At 60.8% G+C, this 19636-nt stretch carries 18 protein-coding genes; 8 read left to right on the forward strand and 10 right to left on the reverse strand.

All coding sequences use genetic code 11. From position 1 onward, the window contains the following. Positions 1-66: 66 nt before the first annotated feature. Both dnaE and AC6GQJ_RS13475 read left to right on the forward strand, forming a co-directional pair. Entirely contained in the window at positions 67-3567 is a 3501-nt protein-coding gene (gene dnaE / locus AC6GQJ_RS13470; RefSeq protein WP_500769077.1) for a DNA polymerase III subunit alpha, read from the forward strand. A 75-nt stretch (positions 3568-3642) separates the two neighbouring features. Then, the gene (locus tag AC6GQJ_RS13475) at positions 3643-4671 is read left to right on the forward strand and encodes a hypothetical protein (RefSeq protein WP_500769079.1); all 1029 of its coding nucleotides are present in this window, start codon (positions 3643-3645) and stop codon (positions 4669-4671) included. 241 nt (positions 4672-4912) lie between these two features. Here the strand turns inward: AC6GQJ_RS13475 and AC6GQJ_RS13480 are convergent, their stop codons facing one another. Beyond that, positions 4913-5107 carry a SlyX family protein gene (locus AC6GQJ_RS13480; protein WP_500773925.1) on the reverse strand — a complete coding sequence of 65 codons (195 nt, stop codon included), beginning with the start codon at positions 5105-5107 and terminating at the stop codon, positions 4913-4915. A 115-nt stretch (positions 5108-5222) separates the two neighbouring features. On the opposite strand from AC6GQJ_RS13480, the gene hisS reads away from it, so the two are divergent. From hisS to hisG, 3 genes are read left to right on the forward strand one after another with little or no spacing between them, the layout of a single operon-like run. Next, a complete protein-coding gene (gene hisS, locus AC6GQJ_RS13485; RefSeq protein WP_500769081.1) occupies positions 5223-6698 on the forward strand; it encodes a histidine--tRNA ligase in 1476 nt (491 codons plus the stop codon). A gap of 5 nt (positions 6699-6703) precedes the next feature. Further along, positions 6704-7765, forward strand: a complete 1062-nt coding sequence (locus AC6GQJ_RS13490; RefSeq protein WP_500769083.1) for an ATP phosphoribosyltransferase regulatory subunit — start codon at positions 6704-6706, stop codon at positions 7763-7765. After that, positions 7762-8451 (forward strand): ATP phosphoribosyltransferase, encoded by a 690-nt coding sequence (gene hisG, locus AC6GQJ_RS13495; RefSeq protein ID WP_500769085.1) that lies wholly within the window; start codon positions 7762-7764, stop codon positions 8449-8451. Before AC6GQJ_RS13490 ends, hisG begins: the two co-directional genes overlap by 4 nt. Here the strand turns inward: hisG and AC6GQJ_RS13500 are convergent. From AC6GQJ_RS13500 to AC6GQJ_RS13515, 4 genes are all read right to left on the reverse strand, one after another. Then, positions 8448-9128, reverse strand: a complete 681-nt coding sequence (locus AC6GQJ_RS13500) for an anti-sigma factor (protein WP_500769087.1) — start codon at positions 9126-9128, stop codon at positions 8448-8450. The genes hisG and AC6GQJ_RS13500 overlap by 4 nt on opposite strands. Then, on the reverse strand, positions 9125-9667 hold the full coding sequence (locus tag AC6GQJ_RS13505) for a sigma-70 family RNA polymerase sigma factor (RefSeq protein WP_500769089.1): 543 nt from the start codon (positions 9665-9667) through the stop codon (positions 9125-9127). Before AC6GQJ_RS13505 ends, AC6GQJ_RS13500 begins: the two co-directional genes overlap by 4 nt. Positions 9668-9796: 129 nt before the next feature. Beyond that, positions 9797-10207 (reverse strand): DUF7282 domain-containing protein, encoded by a 411-nt coding sequence (locus tag AC6GQJ_RS13510; RefSeq protein ID WP_500769091.1) that lies wholly within the window; start codon positions 10205-10207, stop codon positions 9797-9799. Positions 10208-10333: 126 nt separating this feature from the next. Continuing rightward, a complete protein-coding gene (locus AC6GQJ_RS13515) occupies positions 10334-10765 on the reverse strand; it encodes a DUF1489 family protein (RefSeq protein WP_500769093.1) in 432 nt (143 codons plus the stop codon). 126 nt (positions 10766-10891) lie between these two features. Between AC6GQJ_RS13515 and AC6GQJ_RS13520 the strand changes: the two genes are divergently transcribed. Further along, positions 10892-13384 (forward strand): adenosylcobalamin-dependent ribonucleoside-diphosphate reductase, encoded by a 2493-nt coding sequence (locus AC6GQJ_RS13520; protein ID WP_500769095.1) that lies wholly within the window; start codon positions 10892-10894, stop codon positions 13382-13384. 201 nt (positions 13385-13585) lie between these two features. Here AC6GQJ_RS13520 and trpS read toward each other — a convergent pair whose 3' ends face one another. Next, positions 13586-14587 carry a tryptophan--tRNA ligase gene (trpS, locus tag AC6GQJ_RS13525; protein ID WP_500769097.1) on the reverse strand — a complete coding sequence of 334 codons (1002 nt, stop codon included), beginning with the start codon at positions 14585-14587 and terminating at the stop codon, positions 13586-13588. A 260-nt stretch (positions 14588-14847) separates the two neighbouring features. Then, on the reverse strand, positions 14848-15702 hold the full coding sequence (gene map, locus AC6GQJ_RS13530) for a type I methionyl aminopeptidase (protein ID WP_500769099.1): 855 nt from the start codon (positions 15700-15702) through the stop codon (positions 14848-14850). 86 nt (positions 15703-15788) lie between these two features. On the opposite strand from map, the gene AC6GQJ_RS13535 reads away from it, so the two are divergent. Beyond that, positions 15789-15995, forward strand: a complete 207-nt coding sequence (locus AC6GQJ_RS13535; protein WP_500769101.1) for a ParD-like family protein — start codon at positions 15789-15791, stop codon at positions 15993-15995. A 122-nt stretch (positions 15996-16117) separates the two neighbouring features. Beyond that, the gene (locus AC6GQJ_RS13540) at positions 16118-16663 is read left to right on the forward strand and encodes a YaeQ family protein (RefSeq protein ID WP_500769103.1); all 546 of its coding nucleotides are present in this window, start codon (positions 16118-16120) and stop codon (positions 16661-16663) included. 112 nt (positions 16664-16775) lie between these two features. On the opposite strand, the gene AC6GQJ_RS13545 is transcribed toward AC6GQJ_RS13540, so the two are convergent. From AC6GQJ_RS13545 to AC6GQJ_RS13555, 3 genes are read right to left on the reverse strand one after another with little or no spacing between them, the layout of a single operon-like run. Further along, on the reverse strand, positions 16776-17069 hold the full coding sequence (locus tag AC6GQJ_RS13545; protein WP_500769105.1) for an antibiotic biosynthesis monooxygenase: 294 nt from the start codon (positions 17067-17069) through the stop codon (positions 16776-16778). Positions 17070-17107: 38 nt separating this feature from the next. Continuing rightward, positions 17108-18637 (reverse strand): autoinducer-2 kinase, encoded by a 1530-nt coding sequence (gene lsrK / locus AC6GQJ_RS13550; RefSeq protein ID WP_500769107.1) that lies wholly within the window; start codon positions 18635-18637, stop codon positions 17108-17110. A 2-nt stretch (positions 18638-18639) separates the two neighbouring features. Then, positions 18640-19578, reverse strand: coding sequence for a sugar-binding transcriptional regulator (locus tag AC6GQJ_RS13555; RefSeq protein WP_500769109.1), 939 nt, complete (start codon positions 19576-19578; stop codon positions 18640-18642). Positions 19579-19636 lie beyond the last annotated feature (58 nt).

Below are 19636 nucleotides of genomic sequence, written 5' to 3' on the forward strand. Positions count from 1 at the left end.
GATTTGGTGTGCATAAGTTTGCGCCACCACTGGATAGTGGCGGGCGCTGGGCCTAGTCTGCGCGACATGACCGATACCCCCCGATTCATTCACCTGCGCACCCATTCCGAGTATTCCTTGCTGGAAGGGGCGATGCGCCTGAAGAAACTGCCCGATCTTGTGCGCGGCGCGGGCATGCCTGCCATTGCGCTGACGGACACGAACAACATGTTTGCTGCGCTCGAATTCTCGGTCGGGATGGCGGGGGCGGGGGTGCAGCCGATCATCGGCTGTCAGGTGGATGTGCAATATGTAACACCCCGTCCGGGTGAACGCCCGCGCGATCCGGCCCCTGTTGTGCTGCTGGCGCAGTCCGAGGCGGGCTACGAAAACCTGATGAAATTGAACTCGTGCCTGTATCTGCGCGAGGGGTCCGAGTTGCCCTATGTCACGGTCGAGGAACTGGCGGGCCATTCTAGCGATATCATCTGTCTGACTGGCGGGCCGGATGGCCCTGTGGGCATGTTGTTGCAGGCCGGACAGCGCCCCGCCGCTGAGGCATTGATGACGCGTCTGGCGGATGTGTTCGGGGACCGGCTTTATGTCGAGTTGCAGCGCCATCCGGGCGAAAGCGGCGCGCCGGAAAACGAGCGGCTGACCGAGCGCGGTTTTGTCGAGATGGCCTATGCGATGGACCTGCCATTGGTCGCGACCAATGATGTCTATTTCCCCAAGACCGACATGTATGAAAGCCACGATGCGCTGATCTGTATCGCGGAAGGCGCCTATGTCGATCAGCAGGAGCCGCGCCGCCGGTTGACCGCGCAGCACTATTTCAAGTCGCAGGCCGAGATGGTGACCCTGTTTGCCGACCTGCCCGAAGCCATCGACAACACGGTCGAGATCGCGCGGCGTTGCGCCTTTATGGCCTATCGCCGCGACCCGATCCTGCCAAAGTTTGCGGACGACGAGATTGAGGAACTGCGCCGTCAGGCCAATGAGGGTCTGCTCGAGCGTCTGAAGGTCATTCCCCATGCGGCGAGCGTCGAGGAATACCAGAAACGCCTCGATTTCGAACTCGACATTATCGAGGGCATGGGGTTTCCGGGCTACTTCCTGATCGTTGCGGACTTTATCAAATGGGCCAAGGACGAGAATATTCCCGTCGGTCCGGGTCGGGGGTCCGGTGCGGGGTCGCTGGTGGCCTATGCGCTGACCATTACCGACCTTGATCCGTTGCGCTATGCGCTGCTGTTCGAACGGTTCCTGAACCCCGAACGGGTCAGCATGCCCGACTTCGACATCGATTTTTGCATGGACCGGCGCGAGGAAGTGATCCGCTATGTTCAAGGCAAATACGGGCGCGACAAGGTGGGCCAAATCATCACCTTTGGTGCGCTGCTGTCCAAGGCCGCCGTGCGCGACATCGGGCGCGTGTTGCAAATGCCCTATGGGCAGGTGGACCGCCTGTCCAAGCTGATCCCCGTCGAGGGCGTCAAACCTGTCAGCATCCAGAAGGCGCTGGCAGACGAACCGCGCCTGCGCGAAGAGGCCCGCAACGAAGAGGTGGTGGCCCGCCTGCTGGAATACGGCCAGCAGGTCGAGGGGCTGTTGCGCAACGCATCGACCCACGCCGCCGGTGTGGTGATTGGTGACCGCCCCCTTGATGCGCTGGTGCCGCTGTATCAGGATCCGCGATCCGACATGCCCGCCACCCAGTTCAACATGAAGTGGGTCGAACAAGCGGGGCTGGTCAAGTTCGACTTTCTGGGTCTGAAAACCCTGACCGTGATCCAGAACGCGGTGAACCAGATCCTTGCCTCTGGGCGGCCGTTGCATGTGGCGGCAGACGGGACCGAACTTTATACCCCCGCTGAGGGGATGGAGAACGACATCGGGGGCATCCCGCTGGACGATCCGGTGAGCTACAAGCTTTATGCCTCGGCTAAGACGGTCGCGGTGTTTCAGGTTGAAAGCTCGGGGATGATGGACGCCCTCAAGCGGATGAAACCCGACTGTATCGAGGACATCATCGCCCTTGTGGCCCTGTACCGTCCGGGTCCGATGGAAAACATTCCGAAGTTCTGCGAGGTCAAGAACGGCCAGTCTGAACGCGAGAAACTTCACCCGACCATCGACCATATTCTGGACGAGACCCAAGGCATCATCGTCTATCAGGAACAGGTGATGCAGATCGCGCAGGAAATGGCGGGCTACTCCCTTGGGGGCGCTGACCTGTTGCGCCGTGCCATGGGTAAGAAGATTCAGGAAGCGATGGATGCCGAACGTCCGAAGTTCCTGAAAGGTGCTGCCGAAAACGGCGTGGACGAGGCCAAGGCGATCGAGGTGTGGAACCTTCTCGACAAGTTTGCCAACTACGGTTTTAACAAATCGCACGCGGCGGCCTATGCAGTGGTCAGTTACCAGACCGCATGGCTGAAGGCGAACCATCCGGTCGAATTCATGGCCGGTGTGATGAACTGCGATATCCACCTGACCGACAAGCTGGCGGTGTATTTCGAGGAAGTGCGCAAGGCGCTGAAACTGCCCTATGTGCCGCCCTGCGTGAACCGGTCTGATGCGACGTTCAAAGTGGTGGACGGGGCGCTGGTCTATGCGCTTGGCGCGTTGAAAAACGTCGGGGTCGAGGCAATGCGGCTGGTGGTCGAAGGGCGCGGAGACAAGCCGTTTGCCACGCTGTTCGACTTTGCGCGCCGCGTTGATCTCAAACGGGTGGGCAAGCGACCCTTGGAGATGCTGGCGCGGGCAGGGGCCTTTGACCAGCTTGATCCGAACCGGCGGCGCGTGTTTGACGCGCTTGATGCGCTTAGTGCCTATTCGGCGGCGATTTTTGACCAGAAGAATTCCAATCAGGTGTCACTGTTCGGCGAGGCGGGCGATGACCTGCCCGAACCGCGCCTGCTGCCGGTGGACGACTGGTTGCCTGCCGAACGTCTGGGCGAGGAGTTCAAGGCTGTGGGTTTCTACCTCTCCGGTCACCCGCTCGACGATTACATGGGCCCGCTGAAACGCAAGGGCGTCATCACGCTGGACGAGGTGACCGCCAAGGCCGAAGGCGCGCCGCTGATCGCCAAGCTCGCCGGAGTGGTCGCGGGATTGCAGGTGCGCAAATCTGCGCGCGGCAACCGGTTTGCCTTTTGCCAGATGTCGGACACGACGGGGGCCTACGAGGTCACGCTGTTTTCGGAAAGCCTCGAAAAGGCGCAGGATTTTCTGGTCACGGGTGAAAAGGTGATCGTCACGGTCGAGGCGACGATGGAATCCGACCAGTTGAAACTTCTGGGGCGATCGGTCGCACCTATCGACACGGTGGTGGCGGATGTGGGTGGCATCGGCTTGCGCATTTTTGTGGATGCGGTGGGCGCTCTCGGATCGGTTGCGACGGTGCTGGAAGGGGCGCAAAGTGCTGCGAAAAGTGCAGGGCGCGGGCCGATTACCGTATGTTTGATGGATGACAGCCTGCCCGGAGAGGTCGAAATGGACCTCGGCGCGGAATACCCCGTGACCCCCCAGATCAAGGGGGCGATCAAGTCCCTTACCGGCGTGGTCGAAGTCCAGGAGATGTAGGCGCCTTTTGGCCGCTCGGCTGGACGCGCCTGCATCGCGACGTTAAGTCTGTGCCCCGAGAGGACAGGTCCACCCATGCGTATATTCGGTCTACTGGTTTTGATGCCATTTTTGCTGGCGGCATGTGGCGATCCGCTTTCTGGTGTTGAAAAAGTGTCCGATGGAGCGGCGATTCCGGATGAACCTTCCAGCGCGGCTTTGCCCAGTCAGGCAGAGTTGGACCGCGAGGCAAGCGTGCTGGCAGGTTTGTTTCCATCCACCACAGAACCGCAAGCGGCCGAGGGCGCGGCAAGCGGTGAACCGTCGTTGGAAGAGGGCGCAGCCGCCGAAGTAGGCACCACCGAAACGCCCAAAGAACCGCCCGCCCGCAAAGGCGTGTTCGGCTGGCTGAAACAGGCCGCGACGAGCGAGGCCGCCGCCGAGACGGCGCAGACGCAACCCGAGACGTCTGAAAGTCAGGAAGCTGAGGCCGATACCGTCGTCCTCGCCAAAGCCGCGGACGCGGATACCAAGATCGTCGCGACAGATGCTTCGACAGCTCCCGCGCAGGATCTGGTCGAACCCGCGAAACGCAGGGGGCTGTTCGGAATGCGCGCGACGCCGCCAAACGCTGGCATGGCGCTGGCCGATGTGGAGATGGGCACGCCGCTACCCTTCGGCGAAGTGGGCCGCGTGTGCGACCTGCGCATGAACGAATTGGGCGACCCGATTGATGTGGCCGCAGGCAAGAGCTATCGCCTCTATGACAGCGCGCCGAACGCCCCCTATGCCCGCACCTTTTACGTCACGGGGTTCAAGGACAACTGTGCCCGCCAGTTCACCGCGTCCCTCGCAATCTTCGGCGCGCCCGCTTTCCATGAACAACTGCGCTATGGCCTGCCAGCAGAGGAATATCCTTACTCATCAACCGATCAGGCCTATGAAAAGGTCAAGAACGGGGTCTGCAACGCCAAGCGCAATGCCCCGTGTGGTAGCAAGATGGCGCGGCTGGAAAAGACCACCGCTTTCATCAGCGTCTATGAAAACTTCGGTGAAAACGCGCGCTGGTCTGATATGCTTTTGCATGACGGGGCGCTGCTGGCCGCTGCCGTGAAAACGCCCTGACGCGGGCTGCAATTGCCACCCGACCCTTCGGGGAGGATTTTTTAGGAACAGAGAATGAAGGGGTCCGGCCCTTGATCGCGATGGATCAAGAGCCTTCTCCGTTCACGCAGGTTCGCATCCCTGCTCCCTGCGCGCCTTCAGTCAAAGGCATTAACCTTAATAATCGGTGAACAAGGTCCGGCTTCTCTGTTCCAAAAAATCCTCCCCGAAGGGCCGTTTTCAGACAGCGCGCGGGTCGGACTTAATAGTGCGGCGGACGCTCGTCGCCGACGACAACACCGCCGCCACCTTGGCTTTCGCGTTCCGCTTCGCGCTGCATCAGAATTTGCGCGCGGCGCGTGACGATGGCCAGTTCGCGTTCCTGTCGCGCCACGATGTCGGAAAGGTCCTCGACCGTGCGGGTCAGGTGGGCGATTTGTTCTTCGAGTCTGTCGATGCGCGTGTTCATGATCCCCATGTGGGGCATTCCGCGTGATTGCGCAAGTCGCGCACCTTGCCCCCTTTCCCTGCCTGCGGTATCGACGCGCCCGAACCCTGTCCGGAGAGCTGCTATGGCCAAGCCGAAAAAGACCCCGCGCCCCAAGGCCCAAACGCCCAAAGGTTTCGCTGATTACTTCGGTACGGATGTGACCGAACGTGCCGCGATGTTGCAGAAGATCGCGGGGGTCTATCATCGCTACGGATTTGACGCATTGGAAAGCAGCGCGGTCGAAACGGTCGAGGCGCTTGGCAAGTTCCTGCCGGATGTGGATCGCCCGAACGAGGGTGTGTTCGCGTGGCAGGAAGAGGACGGCGACTGGCTGGCTCTGCGCTATGACATGACTGCGCCTCTTGCGCGGGTCTATGCGCAGCACCGCAACGACCTGCCCAACCCGTACCGTCGCTATACGATGGGGCCTGTCTGGCGTAACGAAAAGCCGGGGCCGGGGCGTTTCCGCCAGTTCTATCAGTGTGATGCGGACACGGTTGGCACGGCGAGCATGGCGGCAGATGCCGAGATTTGCGCGATGCTGGCCGACACTCTGGAAGAGGTTGGGATCGCGCGCGGCGACTATGTGATCCGCATCAACAACCGCAAGGTTCTGAACGGAGTGATGGAGGTCGCGGGCCTTGCCGGCGACGACAAGGATGCGGCACGTGGTATCGTGTTGCGCGCCATCGACAAGCTGGACCGCCTTGGACCCGACGGCGTGCGCGCGTTGCTGGGCGAAGGGCGCAAGGATGACAGCGGTGATTTCACCGAAGGCGCGGGCCTGAGCGATGACAAGGCCGAGGTCGTCATGGGCTTTATGAATGCGCGCCGCGACACAGGTGCGGCGACAGTTGCGCGGCTGCGGGAACTGGTTGCGGGCTCTGACATCGGCGAAAAGGGCGTGGCGGAGCTTGAAGAGATTGCCGCCCTGCTGGATGCGGCAGGTTACGGACCTGACCGGATCATCATCGACCCGTCCGTTGTGCGTGGTTTGGGGTATTACACCGGCCCAGTCTACGAGGCCGAACTGACATTCGAGATCAAAGATGAAAAGGGGCGTCCGCGCAACTTCGGCTCGGTTGCCGGTGGCGGGCGTTACGACGATCTGGTCAAGCGTTTCACGGGGCAGGAAGTGCCTGCGACGGGCGTTTCGATCGGGGTCGACCGCTTGCTGGCCGCGTTGCGCGCCACGGGGCGCAGCGATGTGGCGGATCATGGCCCCGTCGTAGTCACCGTAATGGATCGCGACCGCATGGCCGATTATCAGGCCATGGTGGCCGAACTACGTCAGGCGGGCATCCGCACCGAGGTTTATCTGGGCAATCCCAAGAACTTCGGCAACCAGTTGAAATACGCGGACAAGCGCAACTCGCCCATCGCGATCATCGAAGGTGGTGACGAGAAGGACCGTGGCGTGGTGCAGATCAAGGATCTGATCCTTGGTGCCAAGATCGCGGAAACCGCGACCCACGAAGAGTGGAAAGACCGCCCCAGCCAGTTCGAAGTGCCCCGCACAGAGATGCTGGCCAAGGTGCGCGAGATTTTGAACGGATGAGCGATATGCGCGCACGGGCATTGGCCTTGCGGGACCGGTTCACGGCCAACGGTGCCGTGGTGGTGGACCCGCCTATTCTGCAATCGGCTGACCTGTTGCTGGACCTTTATGGCGAGGATATCCGCACCCGCGCCTATGTGACCAGCGACGCGATGCGGGGCGAGCAGATGCTGCGCCCAGACTTCACCGTGCCGGTGGTGCAGATGCACATGGCTCACGGGGCCGAGCCTGCCCGCTATACCTATGCGGGCGAGGTGTTTCGCCGTCAGGAAACCGATCCGGATCGCGCCAGCGAGTATCTACAGGTCGGGTACGAAGTTTTTGACCGAGAAGACCCCGCTGGTGCGGATGCCGAGGTATTCGCATCGATCGCGGATGTTGTGGCGCCACTGAATCTGCGCGCCGCGACGGGGGATATCGGTATTCTTATGGCGGCTGTTGACGGGCTGAACACCACCGCCCGCCGCAAGGCCGCATTGCGCCGCCACATCTGGCGTCCGCGCCGTTTCCGCGCCTTGCTTGACCGGTTTGCGGCGCGCGTCCCTGTGCCCGAAAGCCGCCGCGCCTTGCTTGCGGGCGAGGTTGCGCCATGCGGTCCCGCCGCAGGTGTCCGCAGCCAGTCCGAGATTGACGCGCGCATTGCGCTGCTGGTTGAGGATGCGGCCCAGCCCCCGATCAGCGCCGTCGAGATCGAGTGTCTGGATGCCTTGCTGTCGGTACGTGAAACGCTGCCTTTTGCCCTGTCGCAATTGCGCGATTTGTCGGTTGACCTGCCCGCGATTGGCGCGGCTGTTGCGCGGCTGGATGCGCGCGCGGGCGCCTTGGCCGCACGGGGCGTCGATGTAGACGCGCTAGAGTTCGAGGCGAGCTATGGGCGCACGTCGATGGAATATTATGACGGGTTTGTCTTCGGCTTTTACGCCGACAACCGCCCCGATCTTCCGGCTGTTGCCACGGGGGGGCGCTATGACGCGCTGACCCGTCGTCTTGGTAACGGGTCGGCCATTCCTGCTGTCGGGGCGGTGCTGCGGCCCGATCTGATGGCCCTTCTGGAGGGCGCGCAATGACAATCAAGCTGGGTGTGCCGTCCAAAGGGCGGTTGATGGAAAAAACCTTTGAATGGTTCGCTGAACGCGGTGTCACCCTGACACGCACGGGGTCGGATCGCGAATATGCGGGCGCTGTTACAGGCGTTGACGGTGTGTCACTGGTGTTGCTGTCGGCGGGGGAAATCCCGCGCGAACTGGCGGCGGGGCGCATCCACCTTGGCGTGACAGGCACCGATCTGATCCATGAAAAGCTGCCCCTGTGGGAACAGCAGGTCGAACCGATCGAAGAGATGGGGTTCGGCTTTGCCGATCTGGTGATTGCGGTGCCGCAATGCTGGATCGACGTGGATTTGACCGATGATCTGGATGCGGTGGCGTCGGATTTTCGCACGCGCCACGGGTTCCGCCTGCGCATTGCAACCAAGTACCACCGCCTGACCCGTGATTTCCTGCGCCATGCCGGTGTGTCGGATTATCAACTTGTGGACAGCCAAGGCGCGACCGAGGGCACGATTGCCAACGAGACTGCCGAGGCGATTGCCGACATCACGACCAGTGGCGACACGCTGCGGGCCAACCACTTAAAGGTGCTGTCGGACGGGCTGATACTGGCGTCGCAGGCGACGCTGTGGCGCAGCCGGATTGCCGCACTGGATGACAGCGAACGCTGCGATCTGCGCGCTTTGCTTAAACTGCTGGGTTAAAGCGCGCTGACAGCGGCGGCGGCCAGAACATCACCCGTGGGTGCGCCCGTGGGTGAGCCGCCAAGCGGTTCGTCCGACACGGCGAGCGTGCCTGTTGGCAGGCCACTGGCGATCTCTGCACTAACCGGAATCGTGACGCTTTCAGCATCGCCAAGCACACCCAGCGACACAGGCGCGGCCGCGCCTTCTGCGATCAGCCACAGTTCAAGCGCACGACCGGGTCGCGCAGTGCCCGACAGGCGCGAGATGACCAGCAGATCCTGATCCGGTGCAAAGCCTGCATTGATGACCAGATCGCCCGATTCAGAGACCAGTTCCGCTTGATACTGCGGCACGGGCGCTTGCGGTGTGCGCAGCGCGGGGCTGAACAATGCGACACCTACCACGGCAGCAAAGGCGCCTGCGGCCAGCAGACCGAACAGGCCGCGTTGGCGGCGGCGGGACGGAGGATTTACGGCGGCGAGCACGCGTTTCTTGATGATGGCGGGCGGGCGGACTTCTTCGAACCCGACGGCCAGCGATGTAAAGTACCGTTCCCATTCGTAAACAAGATCGCGGAACGCGGTATCTGACAGCATACGCTGTTCGGCGGCACGCGTTTCGTCGGCGTCCAACAGGCGCAGCACATATTCCGCGGCGAGGATGTCGGGATCGGAAGGGGCGGTTGCTTCGGTCATTGGGTCAGACAGGCGCGCAGGGCGGCAAGGCTCCGGCGCAGCCATGTACGCATTGTGTTAAGGGGGACGTCAAAACGCGTCGCGAGATCCTGATAGGTGTCGCCGTTCAGATAGGCACCTTTGACGGCGCGTGCCTTGTCGGCGTCAAGTTCATCCATACAGTCCAGCACGCGACGGGCTTCTGCGCCTGCGATGGCGCTGGCCTCGGGGCCGGGGCTGGGATCAGAGGTTTCCATGGCATTGTCCAGCGAACTGGCCGGAACCTTGCGCGCGCGCAGACGGTCGATGGCGAGGTTGCGCGCCACAGCGATCAGCCACGTCATTGGGCTGTGGCCTGTGACGGCGTATCGGTCGGCCTTGTTCCAGATGCGGATATACACGTCTTGCACAGCCTCTTCGGCTTCGGCGCGGTTTCGCAGGACGGACAGGCACACGCCGAACAGCTTGGCGCTGGTCGCATCATAAAGCGCGGAAAACGCCTTGCGGTCCTTGAGGGCCGTGCGTGCGATCAGCTGTTCAATATCTGCCGGAGTCAACATGACCCTGAGATACTGTGTCAAATCCCTGCTGGCTAGAGAAACCAGAGAAACCGCAAATATTTGAAGGTCACCCGACCCGTTGCCGGGCCGGGTGAGAACTCGTCACTTGGGGGGCACTCGTTAAAAACTTTATTCCGCGGTGATGACAGTCATGACCAGCTTGTCATCGATACGGATGGGGCCGTCTTCCTTGGCGCCCAGTGTGTATTCGAAGATACCGGTTTTCATGCCGCCCGCTTCGGAATGGACCATCAGCATCAGCATCTCGCCTGCTGCAACTTCTTCGGTCAGGATCGCGGCGACGTCTTTGGTTTCGCCTGCACGGATCGGGGCGTAGGCGACAACGGGGCCAGGCTTCATCTCGGCATCGGTGCGGTGTACGACCAGCCAGCCGTTTTCGGCGGCGGTGATGGAATCGGCGCTGACGACGCCATTGGCAACGGACTGGTTAGCGGCCGTTACCATCGGTGTGGCGTGTCCGTCTGCGAAAGAAGCTGTGGCCACGGTGGCAAGAGCGGCGGCAAGTGTAAACGTCTTCATATCTAACCCTTTGCTTTTTGTCGGTTGAACACCCGTTTTGTTTGGATGCTTGACCATACCCACGGGGCAGCGCCGCCAAGAGTTTCAGCAAAGTGTGATAATTTCGAAAATTTTTGCGCAGGGCGCTTACAGCACGCCGATCTCGGCCAACGCGCGGTTCAGTTCGGCGGGCAAGGGTTCTTCATCCTCGCGGCCTTTGGGCAGATCGGGCGGCGTATCTTCGGGCTTGAGATAGCGCCAGCCCTGAAACGGGCGTTTGAGAGATGATTGCACGCGGATCAGTTCGGGGTCTGACACGATGGCACAGCGCCGGATGCCGTCCTGACCGATATGTTCGTCCAGCCGCAGGATACGTTGACGGCACGTAATTACGCCCTTGATCACCCAGAAGATGGAGCCACCCGCAAGGATCTCTTCCTCGCGCTTGGGCCACATGCGGGTGACGTGGCGGGGCAGACCGTCCTTTGTTTGTGCGCGTTTGGTCGATTGCCATGCGACAATATCGTCAAAGGTTTCGCTGCCAACGGACAGTTTAATCAGGTTAATATAGTTTTTCACGGAGTCACCCTTTGCCCACACTTCATATTGTAGCACCGAGAGGTGTTTTAGCAACGTGTGGGGCATGTTAGGGTAGCGCTCTTTCACGCTTGATACAGAATCGACTGCCACTTAGGGGACGCCTTGATGACACGCTTTGCCGCGCCAATCGCCGAACAGATCTGGGACATGAAATACCGCTTCAAAGAGTCTGACGGCACGCCCATCGACACAACTGTCGAGGATAGCTGGCGCCGCATCGCGCGCGATCTGGCCAAGGTCGAGGACAAGCCAGAGGCGTGGGAAGACACGTTTTACGAAGCGCTGGCCGATTTCAAATTCCTGCCTGCGGGCCGGATCACGGCAGGTGCGGGCACGGCGCGGTCCGTGACGCTGTTCAACTGCTTTGTCATGGGCACCATCCCCGACAGCATGGGCGGCATTTTCGAGATGTTGAAAGAGGCCGCGCTAACCATGCAGCAGGGCGGCGGCATCGGGTATGATTTCTCGACCATCCGGCCCAAAGGGGCGGACGTCAAAGGGGTGGCGGCAGATGCGTCCGGTCCGTTGTCGTTCATGGACGTGTGGGACGCGATGTGCCGCACCATCATGTCTGCCGGTTCACGCCGTGGGGCGATGATGGCGACGATGCGTTGCGACCATCCCGATATCGAGGATTTCATCTCGGCCAAGTCGGACGCAGCGCGGCTGCGCATGTTCAACGTGTCCGTCCTGGTGACAGATGCGTTCATGGACGCGGTCAAGTCGGACGGGTCGTGGGATCTGAAATTCGGCGACACGGTTTATCGCACGGTGCAGGCCCGCGATCTGTGGAACAGCATCATGCGCGCCACCTATGACTACGCCGAACCCGGTGTGATTTTCATCGACCGCATCAACGAAGCGAACAACCTGAACTATTGCGAAACCATCGCTGCGACGAACCCCTGTGGTGAACAGCCGCTGCCGCCCTATGGCGCATGTCTGCTCGGCTCGATCAACCTTGCGCGTCTGGTGACGGATCCGTTCGGCGATGCGGCGGCCTTGGATGAAAAGGGGCTGAGCGATCTGGTCGCAACAGCCGTGCGCATGATGGACAATGTCGTTGATGCATCGAAATTCCCGCTTGAGGCGCAGGCCCGCGAGGCCGCGGCCAAGCGCCGGATCGGCCTTGGTGTCACAGGGCTGGCCGATGCGCTGTTGATGGTCGGGTTGCGCTATGGCTCCGACGAGGCGGCGCGTCAGACCGAGGCATGGTTGAAAGCGATCGCCCGCGCCGCGTACCTGAGCTCGGTGCAACTGGCGAAGGAAAAGGGTGCTTTCCCGCTGTTTGACGCAGAAGGCTACCTCGCGTCGGGGACCATGCAGGCGATGGACGAGGATGTGCGCGCCGCAGTGGCGGAACATGGCATCCGCAACGCGCTGCTGACCTCTATCGCACCGACGGGCACGATTTCCCTGTATGCTGGCAACGTGAGTTCGGGGATCGAACCGGTCTTTGCCTATGCCTATACGCGCAAGGTCTTGCAGAAGGACGGGTCGCGCACGGAAGAGGAAGTGGTGGATTACGCGGTGCAGATGTGGCGCGACCTGAAGGGCGATGCGCCTTTGCCCGACTATTTCGTCAACGCCCAAACATTGGCACCGGCTGATCACGTGAAGATGCAGGCCGCGGCGCAGAAGTGGGTGGATTCGTCGATTTCCAAGACCATCAACTGCCCAGAGGACATCGATTTCGATGCTTTCAAGGATGTGTATATGGCGGCGTGGGATCAGGGCTGTAAGGGCTGCACCACATACCGTCCGAATGCTGTGACCGGATCGGTTTTGAGTATTTCTGACGAAAAGAAGCCAGCAGCGGCAACGGTCTACGAGAATATCCGACGCATCGCTGCGACTCTCGACATGAGCGATCAGGCGGTGTCGTTGAAGGCCGAGTTGAGCGCCGGTTACGTGCACTCGATGAAGTCGGAGGACAAGGCGCCCTCGCAGGCGACGCTTGAGAAGATTGCGGCGGCGCTTGGCACCACGACCGATGCGTTGACGGGTGAGGCGCAAGGCGCGGAGGTGATCGCGAATGACGATGCCGAACCGATGCAGCCCCATGGCGACGTCATCTATATGGCCGAGCCGCTTGACCGGCCGAAGTCGCTGGAGGGCAACACCTATAAAGTGAAGTGGCCCGACAGTGAGCATGCCCTGTACATCACCGTGAATGATCTGGTGATTGGCGGGCACCGTCGTCCGTTCGAGGTGTTTATCAATTCCAAGAACATGGAGCATTTCGCGTGGACCGTTGCGCTGACGCGCATGATCTCGGCCGTGTTCCGGCGCGGGGGCGATGTCAGTTTCGTGGTGGAAGAGTTGAAGGCCGTGTTCGATCCGCGTGGTGGTGCGTGGATGAGCGGTAAGTACATTCCGTCGATCCTTGCGGCGATTGGTGGTGTGATCGAGCAGCACATGATCGCCACAGGGTTCATTGCCGGTGAAGGCATGGGGCTGAAATCCGATCCGCAGGCGGAAGTGACCGGCATGAGCAAACCGCGCGGGGCGGCTTGTTCCAGTTGCGGCAGCTATGAGTTGCGCATGGTCGAAGGATGTATGACTTGTGCGTCGTGCGGCTTTTCGAAGTGCGGGTGAGGGCGGTTCTGACGGAAAATAAGCGTCCAGCGACCGAGCTTAACTAGCCAGCTTGCAAGCAAAAGAAGGGAACCGGGCGGAAATGCTCGGTTCCCTTGTTTTTTGGACCTGTAGATATGGCGCCGTCGGTTCGACCTTGTCTTGCCGTATGGGGAGTGGAGGACGTATCGACCAAAGCAGCGGCGCGCCTGCCGTAGCCACCTACAACTGGAACAGCCCCAAGGCACTCACCACTTCGCGCTTGGTCGCCTCGGTGCGTTCTCTCGCCCGTTTCGTGCCCTCCTTGATTACCTCGAGGATGTATCCGCGGTCTTCGGAGAGCTGCGCTCTGCGCGTGCGGATCGGGGCGATAAGCTCTTGCAGGATCGCTTCCAAACGCGCCTTGATCTTGCCGTCGCCAAGCCCGCCGCGCTGATAGTGCGCTTTGAGGTCGGCAAGCGCCTCTTGGTCGGGGTCGAAGGCGTCGAGATAGGTGAAGACCACATTGCCCTCGACACGTCCCGGGTCTTCGACGCGCAGGTGGTTAGGGTCGGTGAACATCGCCCTGACGGCGGCGCGGATGTCTTCGGGCGAGGCGGACAGGGCGATGGCGTTGCCGCCGGATTTCGACATTTTGGCCTTGCCATCAACGCCGGGCAATCTGCCTGCCTTGGGGATGATTGCCCGCGCTTCGGGTAGCACGGGGCTGCCTGCGGTTGCGTTGATCCGGCGCACGATCTCGTTCGTTTGTTCGATCAGCGGGGCCTGATCCTCGCCCACAGGCACGACCGTTGCCTTGAAGGCCGTAATGTCTGCCGCCTGCGCCGCCGGATAGCAGAGGAAACCTGCGGGAATATCGCGCCCGAACCCGCGTGCGCGGATTTCGTCCTTGATCGTCGGGTTCCGTTCCAGCCGCGCAACTGTCACGAAGTTCAGGTAGAGCATCGACAACTCGGCCAGCGCCGGAAGATGTGATTGCAGGCAGATCGTCGTGCGCGCGGGATCAATGCCCACCGCCAGATAATCGAGCGCGACCTCAATCACGCTGCGCCGTACTTTCTGCGGATCATGGGCGTTGTCGGTCAGCGCCTGCGTATCGGCCAGCAGCAGGAACTGTTCATGGCTGTCCTGATATCGCAGCCGGTTGGCGAGCGAGCCCGCGTAGTGCCCGATGTGAAGCGGCCCCGTCGTGCGGTCGCCTGTCAGAATTGTTGATTTGTTCATTTTGGGTGTTCTCATGAAATGAGAGGCCGCGCATCGGGAAGCTTGGAAAACAAAAGGCCGCCCCTGCGGCGGCCTCGGAATACGTTCGGTCATCCGGCCACCCTGTCAGGAGGCCAGCCACCATGTGATTGCGATGATCATCGTGTTTTCCATGGGGCGTTGCCTATCGTCGAAGCAGGTCTGCGTCAATCTATTCGGGAGTGATGAAGGTACGGCTGCTGTCCCGCGAATTAGGATGCGGCGGCCGAAACAAACGGCAGTTAAGACGCTGCCATTTCAATCTCAACACCGGGCGCATGAAGGCCCTTTGGAGAATGAGTGAAGATTTCGACCCCGTCAGCGGTCACACCTACCGAATGCTCAAACTGAGCGGACAAGGACTTGTCGCGGGTCACTGCCGTCCAGTCATCTGCCAGCATCTTTACCTCACCACGCCCCAGATTGATCATTGGCTCGACTGTGAAAATCATACCTTCGCGCAGCTCCAATCCTTCTCCGGCTTTGCCGAAGTTCAGGATATTGGGAGAGTCGTGGAAAACCTGCCCAATGCCATGGCCGCAGAAGTCGCGCACGACCGAACAGCGTTCTGACTGCGCATAGGACTGGATCGCATGACCGATATCGCCAAGCCGCGCACCGGGGCGCACGGCTTCAATCCCGTGCATCATCGCCTTGTGCGCGATCTGGATAAGCCGCTCTGCCGCCCGCTTGGGTTTGCCGACCGCGTACATCCGACTTGAATCGCCGTGCCAGCCGTCAACGATCAGTGTCACGTCAACGTTGACGATATCCCCGTCGCGCAGCTTTTTCTCGTTGGGGAAGCCGTGGCACACAACGTGGTTAACCGATGTGCAGCAGGCATATTCGTAGCCCTTGTAACCAAGGGTCGCAGGTATCGCATTATGTGATGCCGCGAAGTCCAAAACATAGGAATTGATGTCGGACAGGGGAATGCCGTGGCGGATCAGATCCGCAACGCCGTCCAGACAGGCAGCGGTCAGGGCGCCTGCGCGGCGCATTCCCTCAAAAGCGTCTGGCCCATAGAGCTTGATGCTTTCCGTTCGGCGCGCATCCTTGGCGGCGGGGGCTACCGGTACGTTGATATAGCTGCCCATCTGGCGTTCTTTCCCTATACTGGTGACAAATCACCCGCTATACGATTCGTATATGTTTCGTATACATACCGTAAGAGGACGCATCAATGGGCATCGTAAAAATCGGCGACGGGCTACACGAGGATATCCGCAAAGCCAGCACGGTGATGTGCCGGTCTATCAACGCGCAGGCGGAGTTCTGGATAAAAGTTGGCATGCTCGCCGAGATAAACCCGAACATGACGTTCAATGAGATCGTCGCCCAACAGCTCAAGGAAGCCGATGTGACGCTACCCGCCGTTGAGGCGGCATAAGCAGAGCTCGGCCCATGCGCCGCTGATGTCCTCTTTCCGCCCCGACCACTGTTCCATTGGCCGCTTTCCAAAGGCTACGGGACAGAGTAGGCAGGCCAATCACCAAAGGATCGGGGCAAATCATGGCGCAAAAGGCTACCATTTATAAAGTCGAGCTTTCGGTCTCGGACATGGACCGTCACTACTACGAAACGCACAAGCTCACTGTAGCCAAACATCCGTCAGAAACGGATGAGCGGATGATGGTGCGGATTGTCGCCTTTGCGCTGAACGCCCATGAAAATCTGGAAATGACCAAGGGGCTGTCGACGGATGACGAGCCGGATATCTGGCAGAAAAGCCTGAGTGGTGAACTTGATGTCTGGGTGGCCTTGGGGCTGCCGAGCGAGAAAGTGATCCGGCAGTCATGTGGCAAGGCGGGCAAGGTGATCGTCTATCCCTATGGTGGGCGGACGGCCGAAATGTGGTGGGACAAGGTCAAGAACAGCACCACGCGGTTTGATAACCTTCGGGTGGTGAACTTTGCCGAGGCGGACACCGCGGCGTTGGCCAAGCTGGCCAGCCGCGCGATGAAAATCCAGATCAACATTCAGGACGGCGAAGTGATGGTCAGTGCCGATGAGGGGATCGTGTATGTGACCCCGACGGAATGGAAGGGTGCCGCCTAGCCTAGCGGGACGGTCTTAGCGACGTCTCTTAGAAATATCAGGCGGACAGAGGTGGGATGACACCACACCCCGCAGGGGGAATGTCCCCCTGCTTGCCAGTCATTGCCCACGTTTACTGAACCAGAACCGGCGTGAAATAGGTTTTGGTGCGGCCGCCAATCGTGATCGGGTCGATCATCTCGACGCAGGTCTGGTAATGGGCGGTCTTGCGGTGCTCATCCAACGCGGCCTCGCTTTCGAAAATCTCGTAGACGAAAAAGTTGTTGGCATCCTCTGGATCGTGCAGCAGGTCAAAGCGGATGTTGCCGGGCTCTTGTCGTGTGCCGTTGCAGTTGATGGTAAACGCCTCAAGAAACCGGTCGCGCTTGCCATCCTCCACCTGAATGTTGACGAGTTGAATAAGCATGGAAATCCTTTCGTGAATGATCGGTATGGGGCCGGGCGTCAGGTGCCAGGGGCCTGCCACATTGAGGTTGTTACATCTGAGGTGACGAGTTCCCGCTGCACGGCATAGGCCTTGGCCCAACGTGCGCCGGCGTCTGCGTAAAGGTCGCGCAGGTCGGGGTTCGGAGTGAACTCCGCCTCGATCTTTGCCCAACTGCTGCCCGCATCGCGCAGCGTCGGGAACAGGCCCGCGCCGGTTGCAGCGGCGGCGGCGCAGCCTTGTGCGGTTGCTTCCTTGACGCGTGGTGTTGCCACAGTCAGGCCGGTCACATCGGAAAGGATTTGCGCCCAATGGGGGGACTTCGACGCACCACCTGCAAAGACGATCCGGTCGGGCCGTCGACCGGTCAGATCAAACACCGCTTCCAGATTGCGGTGGGCGACGATGGCAGCGTTTTCCTGTAGCGCGCGAAAGATCGCTTCGGGGCCGGAGCGTTCGGGATCAATCGAAAGGTTCAACAGTGAAGGCGCGGCATGGAACCACTCGCCATAGCGCATGACGTCGGAAAAGATGGGGATGATGCCATACGCGCCAGCAGGTACGGATTTGGATGCGGCCTCCAGCTCGGTATAGCTTTTGCCTTGGCCGAAAGCATCGCGGAACCAGCGCATGACCGCGCCCGTGAAAAAGCTGATCGCCTCGACCTGATTGAGGTCCGGCACCACATGCGGATTGATGCGCAGGTTCATTGTGGGGTCTGTCAGGTTCAACGGTACGTTGACCACCTGTTGCCAGAAGGTGCCGCCCATTACGGCGCAGTCGCCTTCGTTCACCACGCCCAACCCTAATGCGCCGGTCTGGCAATCGCCGCCACCTGCGACCACCAATGTGCCTTGTGCAAGGCCGGTTTCCTTGGCGGCGGCGGCATGTATTTCCCCGATAACCTCGCCCGTGCTGACGGTGCGCGGGATAAGGTCCGGTGGCAGGTCCATCAGGGTGAAGATGCCGCGCAACGGGCTGCGGTCCTGTAGGCCGATCAGGCCGGTGGTACCCGCGTTCGACGGTTCGGACGTGAGGCTGCCTGACAGACGGTACAGTACCCAGTCCGACAGCATGGTTAGTGACTGCGCCCGTTCCAGCACGTCGGGCATATGTTTGCGCAGCCAGATCAATCGCGGCAACGCGCCAAGGGCGTAGGTCTGGCCGGAACGCGCATAGATGTCGTGTTCCAGATCCGGATGATCGGCCTTCAGCGCGCGCACTTCGTCGCTGGCACGGGCATCGACATTGGCGCAGGCCCAGATCTCCGCACCTGTTTTGTCATGAAGCACGAAGGCTTCGCGCATGGCCGTGGCACTGACGGCCTTGATGTCTTTGGGGTCCACGCCGGATGTTGCGATCACCTCTCGGCAGCAACGCGCCAGTGCGGCCCAGTTACCTGCGGTATCGAAATCCATGGATCCGGGATAGCGCGGGTCGGAGGCGTGCCACCATTCCTGTGCCGACGCGCAGACCTCTTCGCCCGCCTCGTCAAACAGAACGGCGCGGCCGCTGCCGGTGCCTGCGTCGAATGCCAGAAAATACGCCATGATCAGACCTCCACCGCGTCAAGAAGGGCTAGGGCTGTAGGTTCATCCGTCACGAGGATGCTCACGATCTTGCCGCGCAGGGCGGACAGGATCGGGCCGACTTTGGCTGCGCCGCCAGCAGCCCCGATGACCTGACTGGAATTGCGCAATTGGTCGATATCCACCCCGATCACACGCTCATGCAGGGGCAGGGCAAGGCCCTCACCATTGCGGTCATAGAACCGGCAGAGGATATCACCGCGCGCGCCGCCGCGGCGCAGGGGGTCGATCTCTCCTGGGGGGATGTAGCCATAGCTGACCACGGTCGCGGTTTCGCTGATGCCGCCGATCCCGACCAGTTTGTAATCCGCCTCAAGCGCCTTGGCCATCAGGGTGGAAACCGTGGGTTCCTGCATCAACGCCTGTGCCAGTTCGGGTGTTGATACGACCAGCGGGGCGGGGATGATGTTTACATTACGGTGCCAGTTGGCCTCGCGCATGCCTTCGACATATGTCTGTACGCCGCCGGTCAGGGAATACAGGCCGACGCCCCGTTCCTGCGCGGTATAGCCCAGCATGCGGATGGAATGCGTGACGGTTTCGCCCCAGCCGACCGATAGGCTGTCACCGGGGGACAGTTTCTGCATCAGGTACTGCGCGGCGGCTTGGCCGATACGCATATTCGTGTCTTCGATCGGGCTTTCTGGCACGACACGGCAATCGCTCAGGCCGAATTCCTGCTTCATGCGGGTTTCGAGCTCAAGGCATCCGCGCTGGCGCGAGTTGATTCGCAACTGGATCAGTCCCGATGTGCGTCCGGCATCCAGCAATCTGGATACCTTGATGCGCGACAGGTTCAGGATTTCGCCCACTTCGCTCTGCGTGAGGCCGTCATTGTAATAAAGCCACGCAACGCGGGCCAGCAGCGCCTCGTCAGCGTCATTTGTTGTCTGGTCGGTCATAGGGGCCTTCCTCCACGGCTCGCCGGATCATTTAGTATGTGAATGATCATTTGATCAA

It is taken from the genome of Tateyamaria sp. 7Alg 36, from assembly GCF_059882455.1.